This is a genomic window from Prescottella sp. GW823-FHT02E09, assembly GCF_058797375.1.
Genome location: NZ_JBXAJP010000006.1, coordinates 277,068 through 295,758 on the forward strand (window position 1 = coordinate 277,068; position 18,691 = coordinate 295,758).

The 18,691-nt window shown below is 69.7% G+C and carries 20 protein-coding genes, 1 tRNA gene and 1 pseudogene; 7 read left to right on the top strand and 15 right to left on the bottom strand.

Going from position 1 to position 18,691, the window contains the following annotated elements:
• Positions 1-59: 59 nt before the first annotated feature.
• From AC1RIF_RS17495 to AC1RIF_RS17540, 10 genes and pseudogenes are all read right to left on the bottom strand, one after another.
• Complete coding sequence (locus AC1RIF_RS17495) at positions 60-938, bottom strand: hypothetical protein (RefSeq protein WP_492602625.1); 879 nt, start codon at positions 936-938, stop codon at positions 60-62.
• A 2-nt stretch (positions 939-940) separates the two neighbouring features.
• Positions 941-1,273 carry a histone-like nucleoid-structuring protein Lsr2 gene (locus tag AC1RIF_RS17500; protein ID WP_492602626.1) on the bottom strand — a complete coding sequence of 111 codons (333 nt, stop codon included), beginning with the start codon at positions 1,271-1,273 and terminating at the stop codon, positions 941-943.
• Positions 1,274-1,404: 131 nt separating this feature from the next.
• Positions 1,405-1,824 (bottom strand): GlcG/HbpS family heme-binding protein, encoded by a 420-nt coding sequence (locus AC1RIF_RS17505; RefSeq protein WP_492602627.1) that lies wholly within the window; start codon positions 1,822-1,824, stop codon positions 1,405-1,407.
• Between the two features lie 55 nt (positions 1,825-1,879).
• Complete coding sequence (locus tag AC1RIF_RS17510) at positions 1,880-3,199, bottom strand: TerD family protein (protein WP_492602628.1); 1,320 nt, start codon at positions 3,197-3,199, stop codon at positions 1,880-1,882.
• Between the two features lie 69 nt (positions 3,200-3,268).
• Positions 3,269-3,948, bottom strand: a pseudogene (locus AC1RIF_RS17515) (MBL fold metallo-hydrolase).
• 127 nt (positions 3,949-4,075) lie between these two features.
• Positions 4,076-4,510: a hypothetical protein gene (locus AC1RIF_RS17520; RefSeq protein WP_492602629.1), complete on the bottom strand. Its 435-nt coding sequence runs from the start codon at positions 4,508-4,510 to the stop codon at positions 4,076-4,078.
• 172 nt (positions 4,511-4,682) lie between these two features.
• A tRNA-Ser gene (locus AC1RIF_RS17525) sits at positions 4,683-4,773 on the bottom strand.
• Positions 4,774-4,824: 51 nt separating this feature from the next.
• Positions 4,825-5,022, bottom strand: a complete 198-nt coding sequence (locus tag AC1RIF_RS17530) for a CsbD family protein (RefSeq protein WP_225021425.1) — start codon at positions 5,020-5,022, stop codon at positions 4,825-4,827.
• Between the two features lie 145 nt (positions 5,023-5,167).
• Positions 5,168-5,626: a nucleoside deaminase gene (locus tag AC1RIF_RS17535; protein WP_492602630.1), complete on the bottom strand. Its 459-nt coding sequence runs from the start codon at positions 5,624-5,626 to the stop codon at positions 5,168-5,170.
• 16 nt (positions 5,627-5,642) lie between these two features.
• A complete protein-coding gene (locus AC1RIF_RS17540; protein ID WP_492602631.1) occupies positions 5,643-6,185 on the bottom strand; it encodes a tRNA adenosine deaminase-associated protein in 543 nt (180 codons plus the stop codon).
• A 49-nt stretch (positions 6,186-6,234) separates the two neighbouring features.
• Here AC1RIF_RS17540 and AC1RIF_RS17545 point away from each other — a divergent pair, with 49 nt between their 5' ends.
• Positions 6,235-7,200 (top strand): prephenate dehydrogenase, encoded by a 966-nt coding sequence (locus AC1RIF_RS17545; protein ID WP_492602632.1) that lies wholly within the window; start codon positions 6,235-6,237, stop codon positions 7,198-7,200.
• On the top strand, positions 7,197-8,543 hold the full coding sequence (locus AC1RIF_RS17550) for an amidase (RefSeq protein ID WP_492602633.1): 1,347 nt from the start codon (positions 7,197-7,199) through the stop codon (positions 8,541-8,543). Before AC1RIF_RS17545 ends, AC1RIF_RS17550 begins: the two co-directional genes overlap by 4 nt.
• Before the next feature lie 15 nt (positions 8,544-8,558).
• Here AC1RIF_RS17550 and AC1RIF_RS17555 read toward each other — a convergent pair whose 3' ends face one another.
• From AC1RIF_RS17555 to AC1RIF_RS17565, 3 genes are all read right to left on the bottom strand, one after another.
• Positions 8,559-9,155, bottom strand: a complete 597-nt coding sequence (locus AC1RIF_RS17555) for a CueP family metal-binding protein (protein ID WP_492602634.1) — start codon at positions 9,153-9,155, stop codon at positions 8,559-8,561.
• A gap of 155 nt (positions 9,156-9,310) precedes the next feature.
• Complete coding sequence (locus tag AC1RIF_RS17560; protein WP_492602635.1) at positions 9,311-9,922, bottom strand: putative glycolipid-binding domain-containing protein; 612 nt, start codon at positions 9,920-9,922, stop codon at positions 9,311-9,313.
• A gap of 68 nt (positions 9,923-9,990) precedes the next feature.
• On the bottom strand, positions 9,991-11,052 hold the full coding sequence (locus tag AC1RIF_RS17565; protein ID WP_492602636.1) for a hypothetical protein: 1,062 nt from the start codon (positions 11,050-11,052) through the stop codon (positions 9,991-9,993).
• Between the two features lie 164 nt (positions 11,053-11,216).
• Between AC1RIF_RS17565 and AC1RIF_RS17570 the strand changes: the two genes are divergently transcribed.
• Positions 11,217-13,718 (top strand): ATP-dependent Clp protease ATP-binding subunit, encoded by a 2,502-nt coding sequence (locus AC1RIF_RS17570; protein WP_492602637.1) that lies wholly within the window; start codon positions 11,217-11,219, stop codon positions 13,716-13,718.
• A gap of 28 nt (positions 13,719-13,746) precedes the next feature.
• On the opposite strand, the gene AC1RIF_RS17575 is transcribed toward AC1RIF_RS17570, so the two are convergent.
• Positions 13,747-14,670, bottom strand: a complete 924-nt coding sequence (locus AC1RIF_RS17575; protein ID WP_492602638.1) for a GNAT family N-acetyltransferase — start codon at positions 14,668-14,670, stop codon at positions 13,747-13,749.
• Positions 14,671-14,806: 136 nt separating this feature from the next.
• On the opposite strand from AC1RIF_RS17575, the gene AC1RIF_RS17580 reads away from it, so the two are divergent.
• The 3 genes from AC1RIF_RS17580 to AC1RIF_RS17590 are packed head-to-tail and all read left to right on the top strand — an operon-like array spanning position 14,807 to position 17,288.
• Complete coding sequence (locus AC1RIF_RS17580) at positions 14,807-15,970, top strand: DNA cytosine methyltransferase (RefSeq protein WP_492602639.1); 1,164 nt, start codon at positions 14,807-14,809, stop codon at positions 15,968-15,970.
• A 22-nt stretch (positions 15,971-15,992) separates the two neighbouring features.
• Positions 15,993-16,397 (top strand): very short patch repair endonuclease, encoded by a 405-nt coding sequence (locus tag AC1RIF_RS17585; RefSeq protein WP_492602640.1) that lies wholly within the window; start codon positions 15,993-15,995, stop codon positions 16,395-16,397.
• A 60-nt stretch (positions 16,398-16,457) separates the two neighbouring features.
• Complete coding sequence (locus tag AC1RIF_RS17590; RefSeq protein WP_492602641.1) at positions 16,458-17,288, top strand: NAD-dependent epimerase/dehydratase family protein; 831 nt, start codon at positions 16,458-16,460, stop codon at positions 17,286-17,288.
• 25 nt (positions 17,289-17,313) lie between these two features.
• On the opposite strand, the gene AC1RIF_RS17595 is transcribed toward AC1RIF_RS17590, so the two are convergent.
• Positions 17,314-17,484: a hypothetical protein gene (locus AC1RIF_RS17595; RefSeq protein WP_492602642.1), complete on the bottom strand. Its 171-nt coding sequence runs from the start codon at positions 17,482-17,484 to the stop codon at positions 17,314-17,316.
• 104 nt (positions 17,485-17,588) lie between these two features.
• Here AC1RIF_RS17595 and AC1RIF_RS17600 point away from each other — a divergent pair, with 104 nt between their 5' ends.
• Positions 17,589-18,686 (top strand): glycerophosphodiester phosphodiesterase family protein, encoded by a 1,098-nt coding sequence (locus tag AC1RIF_RS17600; protein WP_492602643.1) that lies wholly within the window; start codon positions 17,589-17,591, stop codon positions 18,684-18,686.
• Positions 18,687-18,691 lie beyond the last annotated feature (5 nt).

The window sequence follows — 18,691 nt, forward strand, 5'->3', positions numbered from 1 at the left end:
GAATGCGGCGGGCCCATCCTCGACTGTTCGAGGATGGGCCCGCCTTTTCATGCCGCTCGTCAGGTCAGTTTCACGGCCCGCACGACCGGCAGCAGACGCTGCTGGTTGTCCACCCACTCGCGCATCACGACCATCTCCTCGCGCCGCTGCACCGAGTCCCAGGTCGCCATCTCGATGTTGCCGACGAGGTTCTGGCTCTCCTTGACCACACGTTCGCGCTTGGCCTGCACCACCCGGTCGCGGTAGCGCCTGACCGAGATGCGCAGGTCCTGGATCGCGTCGATCTCGCTCTTGATGACCTCGAGCGGCCGCGCGACGTCCTCGTCGAGCTCGGCGGGATCGTCGATGCCGGCCGTGACGAGCCGCTGCTTGAACAGATGGATGCGGTAGAGGTCGGTGTGGATCTTTCGGGCCACGTCGTCGAGCTTGTCCCCCGTGATCCGCATCGGCGCGACATCCCGCCCGGCCCAGTCGAGGAACGCCTTGAACAGGGCCACCTCGGTGGCCAGGTAGACCAGCAGGGCGACCTCGGTGAGGACCTTGGGATCCTCCGGGTGCGGCCGGCTCTTGACGCTGAGCAGCTCACCCTTGACGAGGACCTCGTGCTTGGGGAACACCCGGTGCAGCAGGTCCAGGTAGACGCCGGGACCCACTTTCTTGCTGCGGATCCGCGTGATCCCGGCCTCGTAGCGAGCGGTCCACTCGCCACCGTCGTTCGGGATGTCGTAGAGGAACACACGGATCGGATCGCCGTGGGAGAAGGACGTATCCGAACCCGGCACTTCGTCGGCGGTGTCCTCGGCGCCGGCCCCGTCCGGTTCCGCCGGGCCCGGATCCTCGGTGACCGCCTCGGGGGCGGGCACGGCAGCGTCCGACTGCTGAGCGGTCACGGGCTCGGACGCGGCAGCCGCCTTCTTGCGCTTACTGACGGTGGCCATGACTAGTGAGCGGCCGCATACGCCTTGACGACGTCACCCGAGATCCGGCCGCGGGCCGAGACCGCGTAGCCGTTGCGGGCCGCCCACTCGCGGATCTCCTGGGTGCTGGCCCCGTCGGTCGTCGGCTTGGCGGCGCGGGTGGTCTGACGTCCACCGACCTTGGTGGCATGGCGGATGTAGTAGTCCAGCTTGCGATGGAACTCGGTGGCGTTCTTGTCGTTGAGGTCGATGGTGTACTCGACGCCGTTGACGGCGAAACTGATGGTCTCGCCACCGAAGTCGATGGGCTCCCCATCAAGATCATCGATGAGCTCGACAATTACCTTCTGTGCCACGTGTCACTCCCGAGGTTCGTCAACCAGGCTGCATCGGGAGCCTACGGGACCACCGTCCCACAATCCGATGCGGATCAGGGTCGTCACGGCATCGACCGTGACGACGGGGCCTTCGTCCCGCCCAGCGCCGATCAGCGTGCGGCGACACCTGCCTGGGCGTATTCGACGTCCTGCTCCGGCTGAGCGCCGCTGACACCGATCCCGCCGACGACCTCGCCGTCGATCACCACCGGCAGGCCGCCGGGCAGCGTGGTCAGCGACTGCCGAGTCTGCGCGTCGATCAACTCGACCAGCGCGGGATGGGCGTCGGCCAGTCCGGAGTAGGCGGTCGTGGGGATGCCGATCAGCGCCGCGGTCGCGGCCTTGGCCCGCGCCACCCCGGGGGTGAACCACGCGGCGCCGTCGTCGCGGACCACCAGCAGATCGTGTCCCCGCGCATCGACGACGGTCACACTGACCCGGTTACCGTCCCGCCGCGCGGCGTCGATCGCCGCGTCCGCCGCGCTCCTGGCCGCCGCGAGGTCGAGCCGTACCTGCTTCGTGTCCGCCATAGGACTTTCTCCCTCGGTTGCTGTCGTCGGTCTCGATCGAACACGAACGCCCGGATCAGGCCGGACACCTGCCGCTGTAGCGGTCCAGTCCGAGGCCGCCGTTGCGCTTCTTGCTGCGCCCGGTGGGGCCACCGGACGGCTTGCGCACCCACTTGCCCTTCGAGTCCAGTCCGGGCATCCGTTCGCTGCCGATGCGGCTGTAGCGCGTCTCGCCGTCGACGGTGAGCACCCCGTCCTGGACGTCGATGTGCGCGACCGTCGCCCAGAACGAGTTCTTGCTGTTGCCCACGTGGACGAGGATCTCGTCGGCATCCGCGCCGGGCAGTCCGTCCTTGCCGGCGCGACCGTAGCGGATCGCCACGCGCGGAGTACCGAAGGTGTCCAGGGCGCCTGCCCCGTTGTCGACGCTCTGATAGATGTTGACCAGCAGGTCGCCGTTCTCGTTGGGCAGCACCCGCACCTGCTCGACGGCCGGCTTCTTGCCCTTGCCCGGGCCCTTGCTGTCCCCGTAGTGGTGGATGAACGGCCAGTGCTCGAGGCTGCCCCGGTGCCCCTTGTCGCCGCTGATGACGACGTACTCGTCGGTCTCCTCGTTGCGGCAGAAGAAGTACACGTCGAGGTCCCCGGTGCCGTACTTCTTCACCTTGCCGTTGCGGTCGTAGGTGGCGCCGCGCCCGTCCCATTCGAGGCCGACGGTCAGCACCCAGTTCGGATCCCCCTGCCCCTTCCGCAGATCGATCCGCGCGGTCCGGTCGGGCGAGTCCTTGGTCAGCGTCACCGTCACCTTCTCGAAGGAGATCGGTGCCGCCGGGACCGCGGCGATCTCCGGAGCCGACGCCACGGGAGCCGGCACGGCATCGTCCGCCGTGCCGGGATCGTCGACGTCGATTCCGTGCTCGGCGGCCAGCTCCGCAAGTCCCTGGTTGTAGCCCTGCCCGATCGCATCCATCCGCCAACCGGTTCCCCGCCGGTACAGCGCGACGACCTGCAGCACCGTCTCCGTCGACAGGCTCGACGGCGTGAAACGGAGCACCTGCGACACCCCCTGCACCTCGACCGCGAGACCCTCGACCGCGCTGAATCGGATGCCCTGGGCTTCGGTGCTCGCGGTGAGCAGGACCCGATGGATGTCCGCCGGCACGGCCGTCAGATCGACCGAGACGCTGTCGTCCGCGGTGAGGGCGACACCCGACGCCTTCGGGTTGTTGAAGAACACGAAGTCGTCGTCCGAACGCACCTTGCCGTCGTCGGCGAGCAGCACCGCCGCGATGTCGACCTGTCCCGGCTGACCGGCCGTGGTCAACCGGACCGTGTACCGATCCTCGGTCAGGTCGGTCTTCGACCCCTTGACCACGTCCAGCATCGCGTTCCCCACCGTTCCTGTTCGTCGTGCGACGGTCCTGTCGACCGCGCACCATGCTGACACACCACGGCGCCGACGATGTCAGCGCGCTCCGGCGGAAGGCGCGAACGGGTCTGTGGCGGTGCCGATTCGCGCATACGCATCCTCGACGACGGCTTCACCGTGGCCGAATCCCGGTCGACGTCGAAGACACCGAGGATCACCTCGCCCTGGAACTCGGCCACCGCGTCGCCGGTGAGGACGGCATCGGCATCGGGCAGGTACAGAGCGATGCTCCCGGGGGTGTGTCCGGGAACGCCGATGACTCGCGTCCCGCCCGCGAAGTCCAGGACGTCGCCGTCGCGGACCTCACGGTCCACGCGGCAGGCAGGTCCGTGGGACGGCTCGTCGAACTCGGCGTGAATGGTCTTCTCGCGCTCCGTCAGAAGAGGAAGAGGACCGCGCCGCGCACCCGACACGAACGGCGCGTCGGCGGCGCCCGCGATCACCTCCACGTCCGACCATCGCGCGATCTCGGCGGCCGAACCGGCGTGATCCTCGTGGAAGTGCGTGAGCACGATCCGCGTGACGTCGGCGCGCCGCCGGCCGAGCGCCGACAGCGCCTCGGCGATCAGGTCGGCACTGTCGGGCCAGCCCGTGTCGACGAGCGTCACCCCGTCGGAGCCGAGCCAGAGGTAGCAGTTCAGCAGGTGCGCCGGACCGGTGGGGATCCGGAGGCGATGCAGCGAGGGCGTCAGCTGTTGCAGGTCGGGTCGGGGCATACTGCGACGGTAGGCAGCCGGCGCGGGCCATGTCTCCCGGTTTCGTTCTCGGCGAACGAATTTCGGCACCAGCGAACAGCCGAATGCGCCGCCTCCGGTCCAGACGAGACTCGGCGTGGGTGTGGCGCTAGGCGGTAAGCCCGGCGGTGACCATGTCGATGACTGTTTCGGCGAGCGCATCGAGCGAGTCGGGTCCGTAGTTCAGGGATGCCTCGGCCCGGGACTCGTAGGCCGCGAAGACGCCGACGATCATGTTGAAGGCGGTGTCGATGCGGTCGGCGGCGACGGCGCCCGGCTGGTCGACGAGGGCCTGACGCAGACCGTGGACGATCCGCTGATCTGCCGGAGCGAGTGTGGCGACGCAGTCATCGGATGTGTAATCGACGCGCGGGGTCATGCGTGCGGCGTACCGGGCGAAGTCGGAGGGCGGCGGTGCGTCCCGAATATGGTCCGCGAGCGGGTACACCACCGCCTGGACGAGTTCCCGTACTCCGAGGACACGACCCTCGGCTGCGGCCGCGTCGAGGTATTCCAATCGAGCGTGGGTCGGATCGGCTTTCACGGCGCGGTCTGCTCCTCGAGTCGTACCGAAGGGGGGGTCGTACTGATGGCGACAATTTAAGTCACCGTATTAATCATGACTCGTGCAGTCAAGAGCGATGCGAAGAAGACCCTCCCGACAGTCCCGGAGACAAAAAAGTCCCCCACCTGTCTTCACAGGTGAGGGACTTTCGTGGCGGTGGCGGAGGGATTTGAACCCTCGGTACGGGGTTACCGTACACAGCATTTCGAGTGCTGCACCTTCGGCCGCTCGGACACGCCACCGCCGAGAACTGTACCGGAGCCGAAGCTCAGCCCGAAATCGGCAGGTCAGCGCTATTTTCCGGTCAGTTTGTCCTTGATCGTCGAGGCGGCATCCTTGACCTTTTCGCCTGCATCCTTGACGGCGGATTCGACCTGGTCGCCCTTGCCCTCGTTCTTCAGATCCTCGTCGTCGGTCGCCTTGCCGGCAGCCTCCTTGGCCTTACCGCCGAGATCCTGAGCCTTGTTCTGTGCCTTGTCTGCGATTCCCATGAGCACTCCTCCGTGAATCTGCGTGGACCTTGCGGTCCCGGTGCCACACGAGCACCTGTCTCCACCAGAGCACGATCCGACGAACTCTGCCGAGGAACTCCGCGCCGATCGGGCCGCCAGCGGGACGTTTGCGCAGATCAGAGGCTCATCGCTGATCCCGGAAGAAATTTTCGAGCAGACCCGCGCACTCGTCCTCGAGGACCCCGCCGCGCACCTGCGGGCGATGGGTGAGGCGACGGTCCCGGACGACATCCCACAGCGAACCGACCGCTCCGGTCTTGGGTTCCCATGCGCCGAACACGACCCGGCCGACGCGAGCGAGGACCAGCGCGCCGGCACACATCGTGCAGGGTTCCAGCGTCACCGCGAGCGTCGTACCTTCGAGTCGCCAGCCGTCGCCGTGCACCTTCGCCGCGGCGCGCAGTGCCAGGATCTCGGCGTGCGCGGTGGGGTCACCGGCCGCCTCGCGGGCGTTCGCCGCCCGCGCCAGCTCCACACCGTCCGCGTCGAACACCACCGCGCCCACCGGCACGTCCGCGTCCGTGGCGGCGGCGGCCGCGTCGAGGGCGACACGGATCATCCGTCGGTCGTCCTGCAGGCTCACGCCGGACCGCCCGCGGTCAGCGCGACGAGAGCTTGTCGAGCTCCGCCGACAGCTCCGCCTCGAATCCGCAGCGCTGCGCGACCATCGCGAGCTGCTCGTCCGGGTACAGATCGGTCTCGGCGAGGATCACCCCGAGCACGGCGTCGGGCAGACCCAGATCGGCGAGCACCCCGAGGTCGCCCTCCTCCCACGGTTCGACGTCGTCGAGTTCGTCGGGGTCGATGTCGGGGATCTCGATGTTGAGGGACTCGAGGACGTCGGCTGCGATGTCGTAGTCGATCGCGGCGGTCGCGTCGGAGATCAGCAGGCGGGTGCCGGTCGGTGCGGGACGGACGATGACGAAGAACTCCTCGTCGACGTCGAGCAATCCGAACACGGCGCCGGAGCTACGCAGCTCGAGCAGTTCCTTCTCGGCGGTCCGCAAACTCGTCAGTGCGCCGCCGGTGAGCGGCGTGCACTTCCAGCGGCCTTCCTCGCGGACGACGGCCATGCCGAAGCCGTCCAGGTCCTCCATCGAACCCGCGGAGGCGCTGTTGTCGTTCGCGCGCTGTGCACCCATGCGCGCAACGGTAGCCCGCGCAGTGCCGCTATAAGAAGTCCAGCGGCAAATGTGCCAACCTGTTCGGGTGGCTGACGACGTTTCCGCACCTGAAGTCTGTGTTCTCGGGCTGGGCCTGATCGGTGGATCCCTGCTCCGTGCGGCGGTGGCGGCGGGACGTGACGGCTGGGGCTGGAACCGCTCGGCCGGGGCGGTGGACGCCGCCCGCGCGGACGGATTCGACGCCGACACCGACCTGGTCGCGGTGCTGCGCCGCGCCGCCGAGTCCCGCGCGCTGATCGTGGTCGCGGTGCCGATGCCCGCCGTCGACGCAACGCTCGCCGCGATCGCCGAGCACGCGCCCGGCTGCCCGGTCACCGACGTCGTCAGCGTCAAGGCCGAGGTGGCCGCCGCGGTCGCCCGGCACGGTCTGCGGGACCGGTTCGTCGGTGGCCATCCGATGGCGGGGACGTCGCAGTCCGGGTGGGGCGCCGGGGACGCCGACCTGTTCCGTGACGCAGTGTGGGTGGTGAGCGCCGACGACGGCGTCGACCCGCAGATCTGGTCGCAGGTGGCGCGGCTGGCGCTGGACTGTGGGTCGGTGGTGGTGCCCGCCGAGTCCGCCCCGCACGACGCCGCCGTCGCCCGCATCTCGCACCTGCCGCACGTGCTCGCCGAGGCGCTCGCACTGTCCGGGGCGGCGGGCGGCGATCTGGCACTGGGTCTGGCGGCCGGGTCGTTCCGCGACGGCACCCGCGTCGCCGGCAGCGCGCCGGGCCTGGTGCGGGCGATGTGCGAGGGCAACCGGGACGCGCTGCTGACCGCGCTGGACGAGACCCTCGACGTCCTCAACCGCGCGCGCACCGAACTGTCCGAGCAGGGGACTCTGCGCGAGCTGGTCGAGTCCGGCCACGCGGCCCGCCTGCGTTACGAGCAGCGCGAGCGCTGGACCATCACAGACGTCGAGCCCGGCTCCGCGGACTGGCTCGAACGGCTGCGCGACGCCGGCCGCCGCGGCGGGGTGCTGCGACCGTGAGCATGCCCACGCTGCGGGACGTCGCGGGACTGCTCGCCAAGAGGGAGATGACCGCCGGCGAGCACGTGCGGGCGACACTCGACGCGCTCGACGCGCTGCTGGGCACGCCGTGGGCGAACCTGGTGGCCGCGCGCGACGACGAGGCCGCCCTCGCCGCCGCCGCGCGCGCGGACGCCGCGATCGCCGACGGCGACTGGATCGGCCCGCTGCACGGCGTCGCGGTCGCGGTGAAGGACAACATCGACGTCGCCGGGATGCCGACCCGCTGCGGCAGCGCCGTGCTCGCCGACGCCCCGCCCGCCGCGTCCGACGCCCGCATCGTGACGCGGCTGCGGGAGGCCGGCGCGATCGTCGTCGCCAAGACGCACCTGCACGAGTTCGCGTACGGCCCGACGGGCGCCGTCAACGCGTCCGGCCCGGCCGCGCACCCCCACGATCCGGTGCTGATCACCGGAGGCTCGTCGTCCGGGTCGGCGGCGCTGGTCGCGAAGGGTGTCGTCCCGCTCGCGCTGGGTACCGACACCGGTTGCAGCGCACGCATTCCCGCCGCCCTGTGCGGTGTGGTCGGTTTCAAGCCGAGTTTCGACGCGTTGCCGACCGGCGGGGTGTTCCCGCTGTCGACCACGTTCGACCATGTGGGCCTGCTGGCCACCGACGTCCTCGACGTCTCGTTGGCGTGGGGCGCGATCCCCGGCATCGCGCACGTCCGCACCCCGGTCGCGGGGCTGCGGGTGGGGCGGCTGCGCGGGGATAACTGGGACGTCGCCGACGCCGGCATCGCCGCCGCGGTGGACGCGGCCTGCCGCCGCCTCTCCGACGCCGGCGCCGAGGTGGTGGACGTGGAACTGCCCGAGACGCCGCAACTCCTGGCCGCGTACCCGATCGTCACCGGCTCCGAGGCGTACGAGACGCACCGGGCCTGGTTCGAGTCCACGCCCGAGCGCTACCAGGCGCCGACGGCCGCGCTGCTGGCCGCGCAGAAGGACCGTCCCGCCGTCGAGTACCTGCACGCGCTGCGGACCGTGGAACGGCTGCGCCGCCAGGCACTCTCACGGCTACGCGGCGACCTGGGCCTGAACGCGCTGATCACCGCCACCTCTCCCCTGCGGACCGTCACCCGGGAGCAGGCCCTGTCGACCGATCCCGCCGTGGCCCGAACCCCGTTGCTGCGCATGTGCAGTCCCTTCAACGCGCTCGGCATCCCGGCGATCTCGGCGCCCGTCACGATCGACGACGGCGCACCGGTCGGGATCCAGCTGATCGGACTGCCCACTACCGCGGGCGGGCACGGGTCGCACCCGGCCGAGTCCGTGGCGCTCGCCTGCGCACTGGCGGTGGGCTGACCGCGCGCCGGCGGGTCAGGTGAGCTGCAGCGTCGTCACGCAGGTCGGGTCGTCGTCGCCGGTGGAGATCACCGAGGTGGTCGAGCGGCCCCCGGCCTCGAGCGTGATCGTCGCGTCGACGGCTCGCGGCAGCCACAGCCCCAGGAACCCGTTGTCGTTGGTGCGGAGCGTCTCGTCGACGAGCACGGCGCCGTTCGCCCGGTCGGTGACCGCGACCCGGATGTCCTCGTTCGACATCTCGCCGACGCACGTGGTGAGGCTGTGGAGGTAGCACTCGTGGGTCTGCGTGGCGTAGGGCGCGATCGAGACGTAGAACTGGTCGTCCGGGAGCGGCAGGGACACCGTGGCACCGTTGCTGTCGGAGAGTTCGACGGTGCGGGATCTGACCGAGGCGAGCAGGTCGGCGGGGCGGTCGGCGACCGGCATCGTGTCGAGTCGAGTGATCACCTCGCGAGCGTCGAGTCCGTCGAGGTCGTGTTCGGCGAGCAGCGCCTCGGACGCCGTCGTCGACGGCTCGTTGCCGTCGGTCGAGGCGCATCCGCCGAGGAGCCCCACCCCCGCCAGGGCGCAGGCGAGGGCCGTGACTGTCTTCGCGAACCGGTTGGAAGCCATGCCTCCCACCGTAACCTGACAGCTACGGGGTAGGGGTATGCGGCATGGCCGCGAGCCGACGAGCGCGGACGCACCTCGCCGAGACGTCTACGTATCGAAAACTGCGGCAACACCTTTCGACGGCCAGCTCGGCGCGAGCATGGCTCGGCGACCGATCAGATCCGCTCCGCCAGGCCCGGGTAGTCGAGGACGAAACCGTCCTCGTCGACGGTGATCGACGAACTCGACACCGGCGAGAGCACGTGGATGCCGTCGGCGCCGCTGCTGTAGGTCAGGGACGCCTCCTGCACGGCGAGGTCGGGCAGGTTGACGTACACGACGGGGACCTGGATGTCCTCGGACCCGTGCTGCAGGCCGAAGCGTCGGATCGGCAGGGTGTTGAAGAACGGGCTGAGCACGACGTCGACGTCCTTCGCACCGGCGAACCCGGAGCGCAGGTGGGTGGTTCCGGTCTCGACCATCCAGACGCCCTCCTCGTCACGGCTGATCGACATGTGCCGCTCCCCCGATGCGAGCGCGGTGTGCAGCGATAGACGACGGGTGACGCCGTTCTCGTCGGTGACGAGGTCGTAGGACGCGCTGAACGCGGGGTGCTCGGGGCACGGGCCGCCGACGACGCGTCCGGTGGCCTTGATCCGGTTTCCGCTCAGCTGCACCCGTACCGACTCCATGCGGGGCGCGTCGTGCGCACGCCACGTCAGGACGGCAGGCCAGCGTGACGCGGCGCTCGCGGACGCCCGGGATGCGCCGGGGACGGGGTTGCTCACGGTCTCTACGGTAGGCGACGAAGGCCGTCCAGGCGTGGACCGCGGGTGGGATTGGTTCGCGCGGGTCGTCATTCGGACAATTCGGCGCGTCCCTCGGCGCGCTCGAGCACCGCGATGCGCCGCGAGAACACCACCAGGGCACTCAGGCCGACCGCGACGTTGATGAGTGCGCCGAACTCCTCCGCGACGAAGTTGAAGACCTCCGTCAGCAGGATCGTCACGAGCGCCGCGGCCCGCAGCATCCGCACCGGCCAGACGCCGCCGCCCTTCAGTCGGCCGATCGCCACCCAGCACAGCACGAACGCCACGGTCGACCCGCACATCTGGCCGATCGTGGTGATGTCGGTGCCGGTCCCGCCCGCGAGGTCGTCGGCCAGCGTGACCACGGCGTTGACCAGACCGGCGGTGGAGAACAGCGCGAGCGCGACGGCGGCGATCCACAGCGCGCGAGTGCCGTCGAACACCCGCGACAGGTGCTCGCGGAACCACGCGCCGACGGTGTCGAGGCGTCCGATCCGACGGGGCGCGCACCGCGACAGCAGGTCCTCGACACTCGCGATCGCCGCGGGATCGGCCCCGTCCGCCGCGGCCCGACGCAACTGCCGGCGGGCCTGGGTCAGGCGGTTCGGGGTGAGACCACGACCCAGTCCATCCGCGGCGGTGGTGGCGGCGTTGACGAGGTCCTCGGCGACGGTCCGCTGCCGGGCGTCGTGGATCCAGCGGTTGATCAGCAGCAATGCCACGACGACCACGTACATGATCGCGACCGCGGGCTGGAAGAAGTAGTCGTTCGTCTTGGTCACGAATTTGCCGACCTCGTCCAGGAACAGACCGAAGCCGATGCCGCCGGCCACCACCGCGACCATTCGTGGCAGGTCACCGAGGAACGAGAAGACGACCACCAGGGCGATCACCAGGCCGAGTCCGCCCCACAGCGAGTGCGCGATGTGCAGCGTGGCGCCACCGATCTGCGGGTATCCGGTCGCGTGCAGATACGCGCGGGTCACCAGGATCGTCAGGATTCCGATGACGACGAACGCCTCGACCAGCGCACCGGCCTGCGCGTCACGCAGCAGCCTCGGATTACGGGTCCTGGATGGGTGTTCGGTGGGTGCAGGAGCGGTCACCATGCGGCACAAACCCTTTCGGCAGGTGTCGGCGGCACGTGCCGCGAACTCGGGGCGGAGGACTCTTTACTTTCATCCGTGGTGGTCGCAAGGTTGAGGGTGGTCCACCCGGAAGTGAGGACGAGTCCGAACCAGATAGCTGTAGTCAGAGATTTGGAGGATAGGACATGACCGAAGGTTGGGGACGCATGGACAGCCCCTTCGACGACATTTTCGCGAGGTTCTTCGGATCGGGGTTGTCGTCTCAGCCCCCGGTCCAACGCGTCGATCTGGGTCGGCTGCTCAACGACGACGCCCGCCACCTGATCGCCGTCGCGCGGGATGCGGCGAGCGAATGGGGAAACAGCGAAATCACCCCCGAGCACCTGCTGTACGCGGCGGCGCAGAACGATCCGACGCGCGGCGTGCTCAGCAGCATCAATCTGGATCCGGACGAGTTGGCCTCCAAGATGGCCGCGCACCTGGACAAGCACGGCACCCCCAAGACCACACCCGGCGCGCCGAGCCTCAGTCCGGCCGCGAAGCTCGCACTGCGCACCGCACAGCAGCAGGCCAGCGAGTCGGGCAGCAGCTTCATCGGTCCCGAGCACATCCTCATCGGCATCGCCGCGAACTCGGAGAGTCCCGCCGGCAAGGCGCTGCTGGGCGCCACCATCGAGGGCGAGAAGACGTCGGCGCCGCCGAGTTCCACACCGACGCTCGACGAGTACGGCCGCGACCTCACCGCCGAGGCCCGTGCCGGCAACGTCGACCCGGTCGTGGGCCGCGCCAAGGAGGTCGAGCAGACCATCGAGATCCTGTCCCGCCGCCGCAAGAACAATCCGGTCCTCATCGGCGATCCGGGCGTAGGCAAGACCGCGATCGTGGAGGGTCTCGCGCAGCGCATCGTCAACGGCGACGTGCCGTCGACGCTCGCGGACCGCAGGGTCGTCGCGCTCGACGTCGGGTCGCTCGTCGCGGGCACCAAGTACCGCGGCGAGTTCGAGGAGCGGCTGACGAAGATCCTCGACGAGGTCAAGGCGCACTCGGACGAACTGGTGCTGTTCATCGACGAGTTGCACACCATCGTCGGCGCCGGGGCCGGCGGCGAGGGCGCGATGGATGCCGGCAACCTGCTCAAGCCGGCGCTGGCCCGCGGCGAACTGCACGCCATCGGCGCCACCACCATCGACGAGTACCGCAAGCACATCGAGAAGGACGCCGCGCTCGAGCGGCGCTTCCAGCCGGTGCTGGTCGCGGAGCCGTCGGTGGACGACACCATCGAGATCCTGCGCGGCCTCGTCGACAGCTACGAGGCACACCACCAGGTGCACTACACCGACGAGGCGCTCGTCGCGGCGGCCGAACTGTCCGACCGGTACATCACCGACCGGTTCATGCCGGACAAGGCGATCGACCTCGTCGACCAGGCCGGCGCGCGAGTGCGCCTGCGCACCCGCACCCCGGACGTCGACACCCGGGCCGCGGAGGAGGAGATCGCCCGACTCAATCGCGAGAAGGACTCCGCCGTCGGGCAGGAGGACTACGAGCGCGCCAACGCCATCAAGCGGCAGATCACCGAGGCCCGAGAACGGCTGGACACGGCTCCCGATGAATCCACCCCGGAGGTGACCGTCGACGACATCGCGCACGTCGTGTCGCGGCAGACGGGAATCCCGGTAGCGGACTTGACGTCCGAGGAGCGCGAGCGGCTCATGAAGCTCGAGGACGTCCTGCACTCCCGGGTGATCGGGCAGAACGAGGCCGTCACCGCGGTGGCCGAGGCGGTCCGCCGCTCGCGCGCCGGGCTGTCCGATCCCAACCGGCCCATCGGCTCGTTCCTGTTCCTCGGTCCCACCGGCGTCGGCAAGACCGAGACTGCGAAGGCGTTGGCGGAGGCCGTGTTCGGCGACGAGGGTCGGATGATCCGGTTCGACATGAGCGAGTTCCAGGAGAAGCACACCGTCTCCCGGCTCGTCGGCGCCCCGCCCGGCTACGTCGGCTACGAGGAGGCCGGGCAGCTCACCGACAAGGTGCGGCGGCAGCCGTACTCGGTGGTGCTGTTCGACGAGGTCGAGAAGGCCCACCCGGACGTGTTCAACGTGCTGCTGCAACTCCTCGACGACGGCCGCGTCACCGACGCGCAGGGCCGCACCGTGGACTTCAAGAACACCATCGTGATCCTCACCAGCAACATCGGTTCGGACCTGATCCTCGGGGCGAAGGGCGAGGACGTCGAGGATCTGGTGCCCACGCTCATGGAGCGGCTGCGGTCGCACTTCCGGCCCGAGTTCCTCAACCGGATCGACGAGACCATCGTCTTCCACCGGCTCGACCAGACCGAGCTGCGGCAGATCATCGAGCTCATCCTCGACGGCACCCGCCGCCAGCTGCACGCCCAGAACGTCGAGCTGGACATCACCGAGGACGCCGTCGACTGGCTCGCCGACAAGGGCTACCAGCCGGAGTTCGGCGCGCGCCCGCTGCGCCGGACCATCCAGAAGGAACTCGACAACCGCCTGGCCGGACTGCTGCTGTCGGGCGAGCTCGAACCCGAGGACATCGTCCGGGTGTCGGCGAACGGCGGCCTCGAACTCGGCGTCGTGCATCCCGGCAAGGGTGAGGGTTCGCTGCCGACCGGGCCGGAGAAGTCGGAGAAGTCGGGGGCCACCGCGGCGTCGGAGTCGTGACGGCGATCCGCGCGTCCGCGGTGGGCGATCAGTCCGCCGCGGACGCGCGGTCCTCCCCGGACCGGGACACGAGGTCCTTCTCGAACCAGTGGGTGGCGTAGGCGTTGTCGTTGTAGGGCGGGATGCGCCGGTAGCCGGAGCGCTCGTAGAGCGTGACGGCCTGCGTGAGTGCGGCGTTGGTATCGAGCCGGACCGTTCGTGCGCCGTGGTCGGCGGCGCGGGTCTCGAGGTCGTCGAGCAGTCGGCGCGCGAGACCGAGACCGCGCGCGTCCGGGGACACCCACATGCGTTTGATCTCCGCGACACCGTCGTGCAGTTTGACGGCGCCGCAACCGATCGGGGTGCCGCGCAGGTCCGCGATCAGGACGGCGCCGTTGGGGGCACGCAGTTCGTCGCCGTCGGCGGGCGTGCTCGCGGCCGGGTCGAAACCCCGGTCGAGCCGCTCGTCCAGTTCGTCGAAGTAGCGGCCGAAGCAGAAGCGGACCGCCTCCGAGTCGGGATCGGTGACGGCGATCTCGACGGCCGCGGCGTCGAGCAGACGCGTCACGGTGCCCATCGCGGCCAGCAGTTCGGCGCGCTGACGGTCGGGCAGCGCCCCGAGGATCCGCTCGGCTCTGTCCTGCGACGCCTTCTCGAGGGCGTCGTACTCCGTGCGCCCGCCACTGGTGAGCGTGACCACCCGCCCGCGGCCGTCGTCCGGATCGGGCTCGATCCGCAGGACCCCGTCGTCGGCGAGGGCCGCGAGGAGACGACTGGCGTAGCCGGAATCGAGGTCGAATCGCGCACGCAGATCGCGCACTCGGACGGTGTCGTGGCCGACCTCCCAGAGGATCCGCGCCTGCGAGTACGGGCGGGGCAGATCAAGGTAGCGATCGTGCAGCACGCCCAACTGCTCGGTGATGCCCATGTTGAACGAGCGCAGTGCGGCGGTGTCCTTCGGTAGGTCTCTCATTTAGCTGACTTTAGTCAGACAAGTCGGCTCCGCCCACCCGGCGGGTGCGTCGACCCGGGCGGGCGGGCGGTGTGACGCGGACACGTCGTAGGACTCGAGTAACGTGCTCCTGTATCTGTGCGTGAGGAAGGGTGCCGTGACGTCGACGGGGAACATGGTTGGGCTGTTCGCCGGCATCGGCGGGGTGGAGTTGGGTCTGCGCGGCCACGGCTGGGAAACCGAACTGCTGTGCGAGATCGACCCCGGGGCGCAGCAGGTGCTGCGGACACGGTTCGCGGGCGTCGAACTGCACGGTGACGTCACCCGACTGCGGTCGTTGCCGCAGGCCACCGAGCTTGTCGCGGCCGGCTTCCCGTGCCAGGACCTGTCGCAGGCCGGCCGCACCGCCGGCATCACCGGCTCCCGCTCGGGCCTGGTCGACGAGGTGTTCCGGCTGGTCAAGCGCAAGAAGGGCCCGCGCTGGCTCCTCATCGAGAACGTGCCGTTCATGCTGCAGCTGAGCCGCGGTGCCGCGATGCGGCACATCACCGATGCGCTCGAGGACCTCGGCTACACGTGGGCGTACCGGGTGGTCGACGCCCGCGCGTTCGGCCTACCGCAGCGTCGGCAGCGCGTTCTGATGCTGGCGTCGCGCACCGACGACCCCCGCGAGGTGCTGTTCGGGCAGGACGCCGGCACCCCCGACGAGGGCGACGCATCGCTGCACCCGTGCGGCTTCTACTGGACCGAGGGCATCCGCGGTCTCGGTTGGGCGGTCAATGCGGTACCCACACTCAAGGGCGGCTCCACCGTCGGGATCGCATCGCCGCCCGCAGTACGGCTGCCGTCGGGCGAGATCGTCACCCCCGGCCTGATCGACGCCGAACGCCTGCAGGGCTTCGACCCGGACTGGACCGCCCCGGCCGTCGAGGCGAAGGGCGTCCGCAACGGTCACCGGTGGCGGCTGGTGGGCAACGCCGTGAGCGTTCGGATGGCGGCGTGGGCAGGCGGACGTCTCACCGAGCGCATCCACTACAGCCCCGACCACGAGACGCCGCTGAGGCCGGGCGACGCATGGCCCAGCGCCGCGTGGGGCCGCAACCGGCAGGCGTTCCGGGTCCACGAGTCGCACTGGCCGGTGCAGGACCCGTACGAGGATCTCAGCGGGTTCCTCGAGCACTCGCAGTTGCTGTCGGCGCGGGCCACCGCCGGGTTCCTCAAGCGCGCCCGCACCGGCAGCCTGCGGTTCGTCCCCGGCTTCCTCGACGACGTCGAGAGCCACCTCGACCGGATGGGCGGCTATCCCGAAGCGGCCGCCTGACACCGGTGCGAGGATGGTGGCGATGCCGTCCACCGATCCCCTGACCAGCGCCCGGATGCGGGCGCAGCGCCGGCGCGACACCGCGCCGGAGGTGGCACTGCGCCGCGAACTGCACCGCCGCGGGGCCCGCTTCTTCGTCGACCGGGCGCCACTGCGCGGGCTGCGGCGGCGGGCCGATCTCGTGTTCCCCCGCAAGCGGGTCGCGGTGTACGTCGACGGCTGCTTCTGGCACAGCTGCCCGCTGCACGCGACGGCACCCAAGAACAACGCGCAGTGGTGGGCGGACAAACTGGCCGCCAACGTCGTTCGTGACCGCGACACCGACACACGGTTGGCCGCGGCCGGCTGGACGGTGGTGCGGGTGTGGGAACACGAGGATCCGACGGAAGCCGCGGACCGGGTGCAGGCCGTCCTGATCGACGGGTGATCGGTCTCGAATCGGCCGCGAAACCGGCGCAGCCGTCGCCAGTTTCCTAGGCTCGTCGGCATGAGGATCCTCGTCGCCGGCGCCGGGGGCGTCGTCGGACTGCCATTGACCCGGGAACTGATCGCGCAGGGCCACGAGGTGGTGGGCACCTCGCGTAATCCGGACACGCGTCCCGAACTACGCGAGGCCGGCGCCACCGTCGTGCGGTTGGACGCCTTCGACGCCGCCTCCGTCGATCATGCCGTCGCCGAAGCCCGGCCCGACGCCGTCATCCACCAGCTCACCGACCTGTCCGCCGTCGACCTCGAGGCCAACGCGGAACTGCGCATCGTCGGCACCCGCAACCTGGTCGACGCGATGCGCCGGTACGGCGTCGAACGGTTGATCACGCAGTCCATCGCGTGGCTCTACGCCGACGGCGACGGTCTCGCCGACGAGACGGTGCCTCTGATGGCGCCTACCGGGCCGAGCGCCCGCACCGTCGAGGGCGTCGTGGCGATGGAGCACACGTCGGCGGAGATCCCGAACCACGTGATCCTGCGCTACGGCAAGCTGTACGGACCGGGCACGTGGTACTCCCCCGACGGCGACTTCGGCCGCGCCGCACGCGACGGCGTGTTCGCCGGCAACGGGATCGAGAGCTTCCTGCACATCACCGACACCGTCACCCCCACCGTCGCTGCCCTCGACTGGCCCGCCGGGATCGTCAACATCGTCGACGACGAGCCCGCCGGACCGGACACCTGGGTGCCGACGTTCTGTCGCTGGGTGGGTGCGCAGGAGCCGAGCGGCCTCGGCCCCGGCCACGGACGCGGGGCGTCGAATGCCAAGGCACGCCGGCTCGGTTGGGTGCCCCGGTACCCGTCGTGGCGGACGGGGATGTCGGATTGACGACGGGCACTTCACACATCACGACCTAGAGACGCTTCCACGCCCATCGGCAGTTGGCGACGAGCGGGGATTCCGGCGTCACCAGTCGCGGCATCGTGTTGACCCCGTTGGGTGGTCCCGACTGCGGCTCGACACAGACGGCGTCATCTTCCATGTCGTAGATCACCACCCACTGCTCGGGGCTGCTGACTTCCAACCGAACCAGACTCGGGGACCCCGACAAGTGGGCGAATCGAATCATTACCTTTCGTTTACCTGAGAACCACCACGCGTCCACTACCGCCACCTAGCTTTGCCCGCATGAGCTTCCGCCGTACCGTCTCCGCCCTTGCCGTCGCGTCCTTCGCGGCCCTGCCGCTCGCGACCCTCACTCCGGCCGTCGCCTCCGCCACCGGCAGCCTCGACTGGTTCGGTTCGGCGGGCAGCAGCGCCCCCGCCGAGCCCAACTTCGACGTCCAGGCGCACCGCGGTGGCCTGGGCCTGTACACCGAGAGCAGCCTCCCGGCCTTCTCGAACGCACTTGAAATGGGTGTCACCACACTGGAACTCGACACCCAGATCACCGAGGACGGGGTCGCCGTCGTCACCCACGACCGCAAGATCTCGAACAAGAAGTGTCAGGACACCGCCCCGGCGACGGCTGGCGATCCGGAGTTCCCGTACGTCGGCAAGTACATCAAGGACCTGACGCTCGCTCAGGTCAAGACGATGGACTGCGGCTCGCTGCGTCTGGCCGACCACCCCGAACAGCAGACCGTGCCCGGCGCGAAGATGCAGACCCTCACCGAGGTCCTGGACCTGGTCAAGTCGTACAACGCACCCGACGTCATGATGAACATCGAGACCAAGGTGGAGGCCGGCGCGCCGTCGGAGACCGCGCCCCGCGAGCTGTTCGTGAGCACCGTGCTCGACACCATCCGCGACGCCGGCATGCTCGACCGCGTCACGATCCAGAGCTTCGACTGGGGATCGCTCATGCTCACCCGTCAGCTCGCGCCGTCCGTTCCGGTCGTCGCACTGACCAACGGCGACTTCCTGCAGATCGGCAAGGACGGCGCCTCGCCGTGGCTCGGCGGACTCGACATCGACGACTTCGGCGGGGACGCGATCGCCGCGATCTCCACCTTCGGGGCGTCGGCGTACTCTCCGGTGCAGGGAACCCCGCAGGGCGGCAAGGTGTCCGACCCCGGCTTCACGCTGTACGTGACCCAGGAGATGGTGGACTCGGCCCACGCGCGTGACATCAAGGTCATCCCGTGGACCGTCAACGATCCCGAGACCATGCACGCCCTGATGGACCTCGGCGTCGACGGCATCATCACCGACCGCCCGGACCGCCTGCGCACCGTCCTCACCGAGCGTGGCCTCGAACTGCCCGAACCCGCCGCGAAGAAGTAGGACCG

What these genes read in the sequence shown, in the direction of transcription:
- AC1RIF_RS17495 (WP_492602625.1), bottom strand. Translation starts at nt 938, where the DNA reads ATGGCCACCGTCAGTAAGCGCAAGAAGGCGGCTGCCGCGTCCGAGCCC.
- AC1RIF_RS17505 (WP_492602627.1), bottom strand. Translation starts at nt 1,824, where the DNA reads ATGGCGGACACGAAGCAGGTACGGCTCGACCTCGCGGCGGCCAGGAGC.
- AC1RIF_RS17530 (WP_225021425.1), bottom strand. Translation starts at nt 5,022, where the DNA reads ATGGGAATCGCAGACAAGGCACAGAACAAGGCTCAGGATCTCGGCGGT.
- AC1RIF_RS17540 (WP_492602631.1), bottom strand. Translation starts at nt 6,185, where the DNA reads ATGGGTGCACAGCGCGCGAACGACAACAGCGCCTCCGCGGGTTCGATG.
- AC1RIF_RS17545 (WP_492602632.1), top strand. Translation starts at nt 6,235, where the DNA reads ATGTGCCAACCTGTTCGGGTGGCTGACGACGTTTCCGCACCTGAAGTC.
- AC1RIF_RS17555 (WP_492602634.1), bottom strand. Translation starts at nt 9,155, where the DNA reads ATGGCTTCCAACCGGTTCGCGAAGACAGTCACGGCCCTCGCCTGCGCC.
- AC1RIF_RS17565 (WP_492602636.1), bottom strand. Translation starts at nt 11,052, where the DNA reads ATGGTGACCGCTCCTGCACCCACCGAACACCCATCCAGGACCCGTAAT.
- AC1RIF_RS17570 (WP_492602637.1), top strand. Translation starts at nt 11,217, where the DNA reads ATGACCGAAGGTTGGGGACGCATGGACAGCCCCTTCGACGACATTTTC.
- AC1RIF_RS17575 (WP_492602638.1), bottom strand. Translation starts at nt 14,670, where the DNA reads ATGAGAGACCTACCGAAGGACACCGCCGCACTGCGCTCGTTCAACATG.
- AC1RIF_RS17585 (WP_492602640.1), top strand. Translation starts at nt 15,993, where the DNA reads ATGCCGTCCACCGATCCCCTGACCAGCGCCCGGATGCGGGCGCAGCGC.
- AC1RIF_RS17590 (WP_492602641.1), top strand. Translation starts at nt 16,458, where the DNA reads ATGAGGATCCTCGTCGCCGGCGCCGGGGGCGTCGTCGGACTGCCATTG.
- AC1RIF_RS17600 (WP_492602643.1), top strand. Translation starts at nt 17,589, where the DNA reads ATGAGCTTCCGCCGTACCGTCTCCGCCCTTGCCGTCGCGTCCTTCGCG.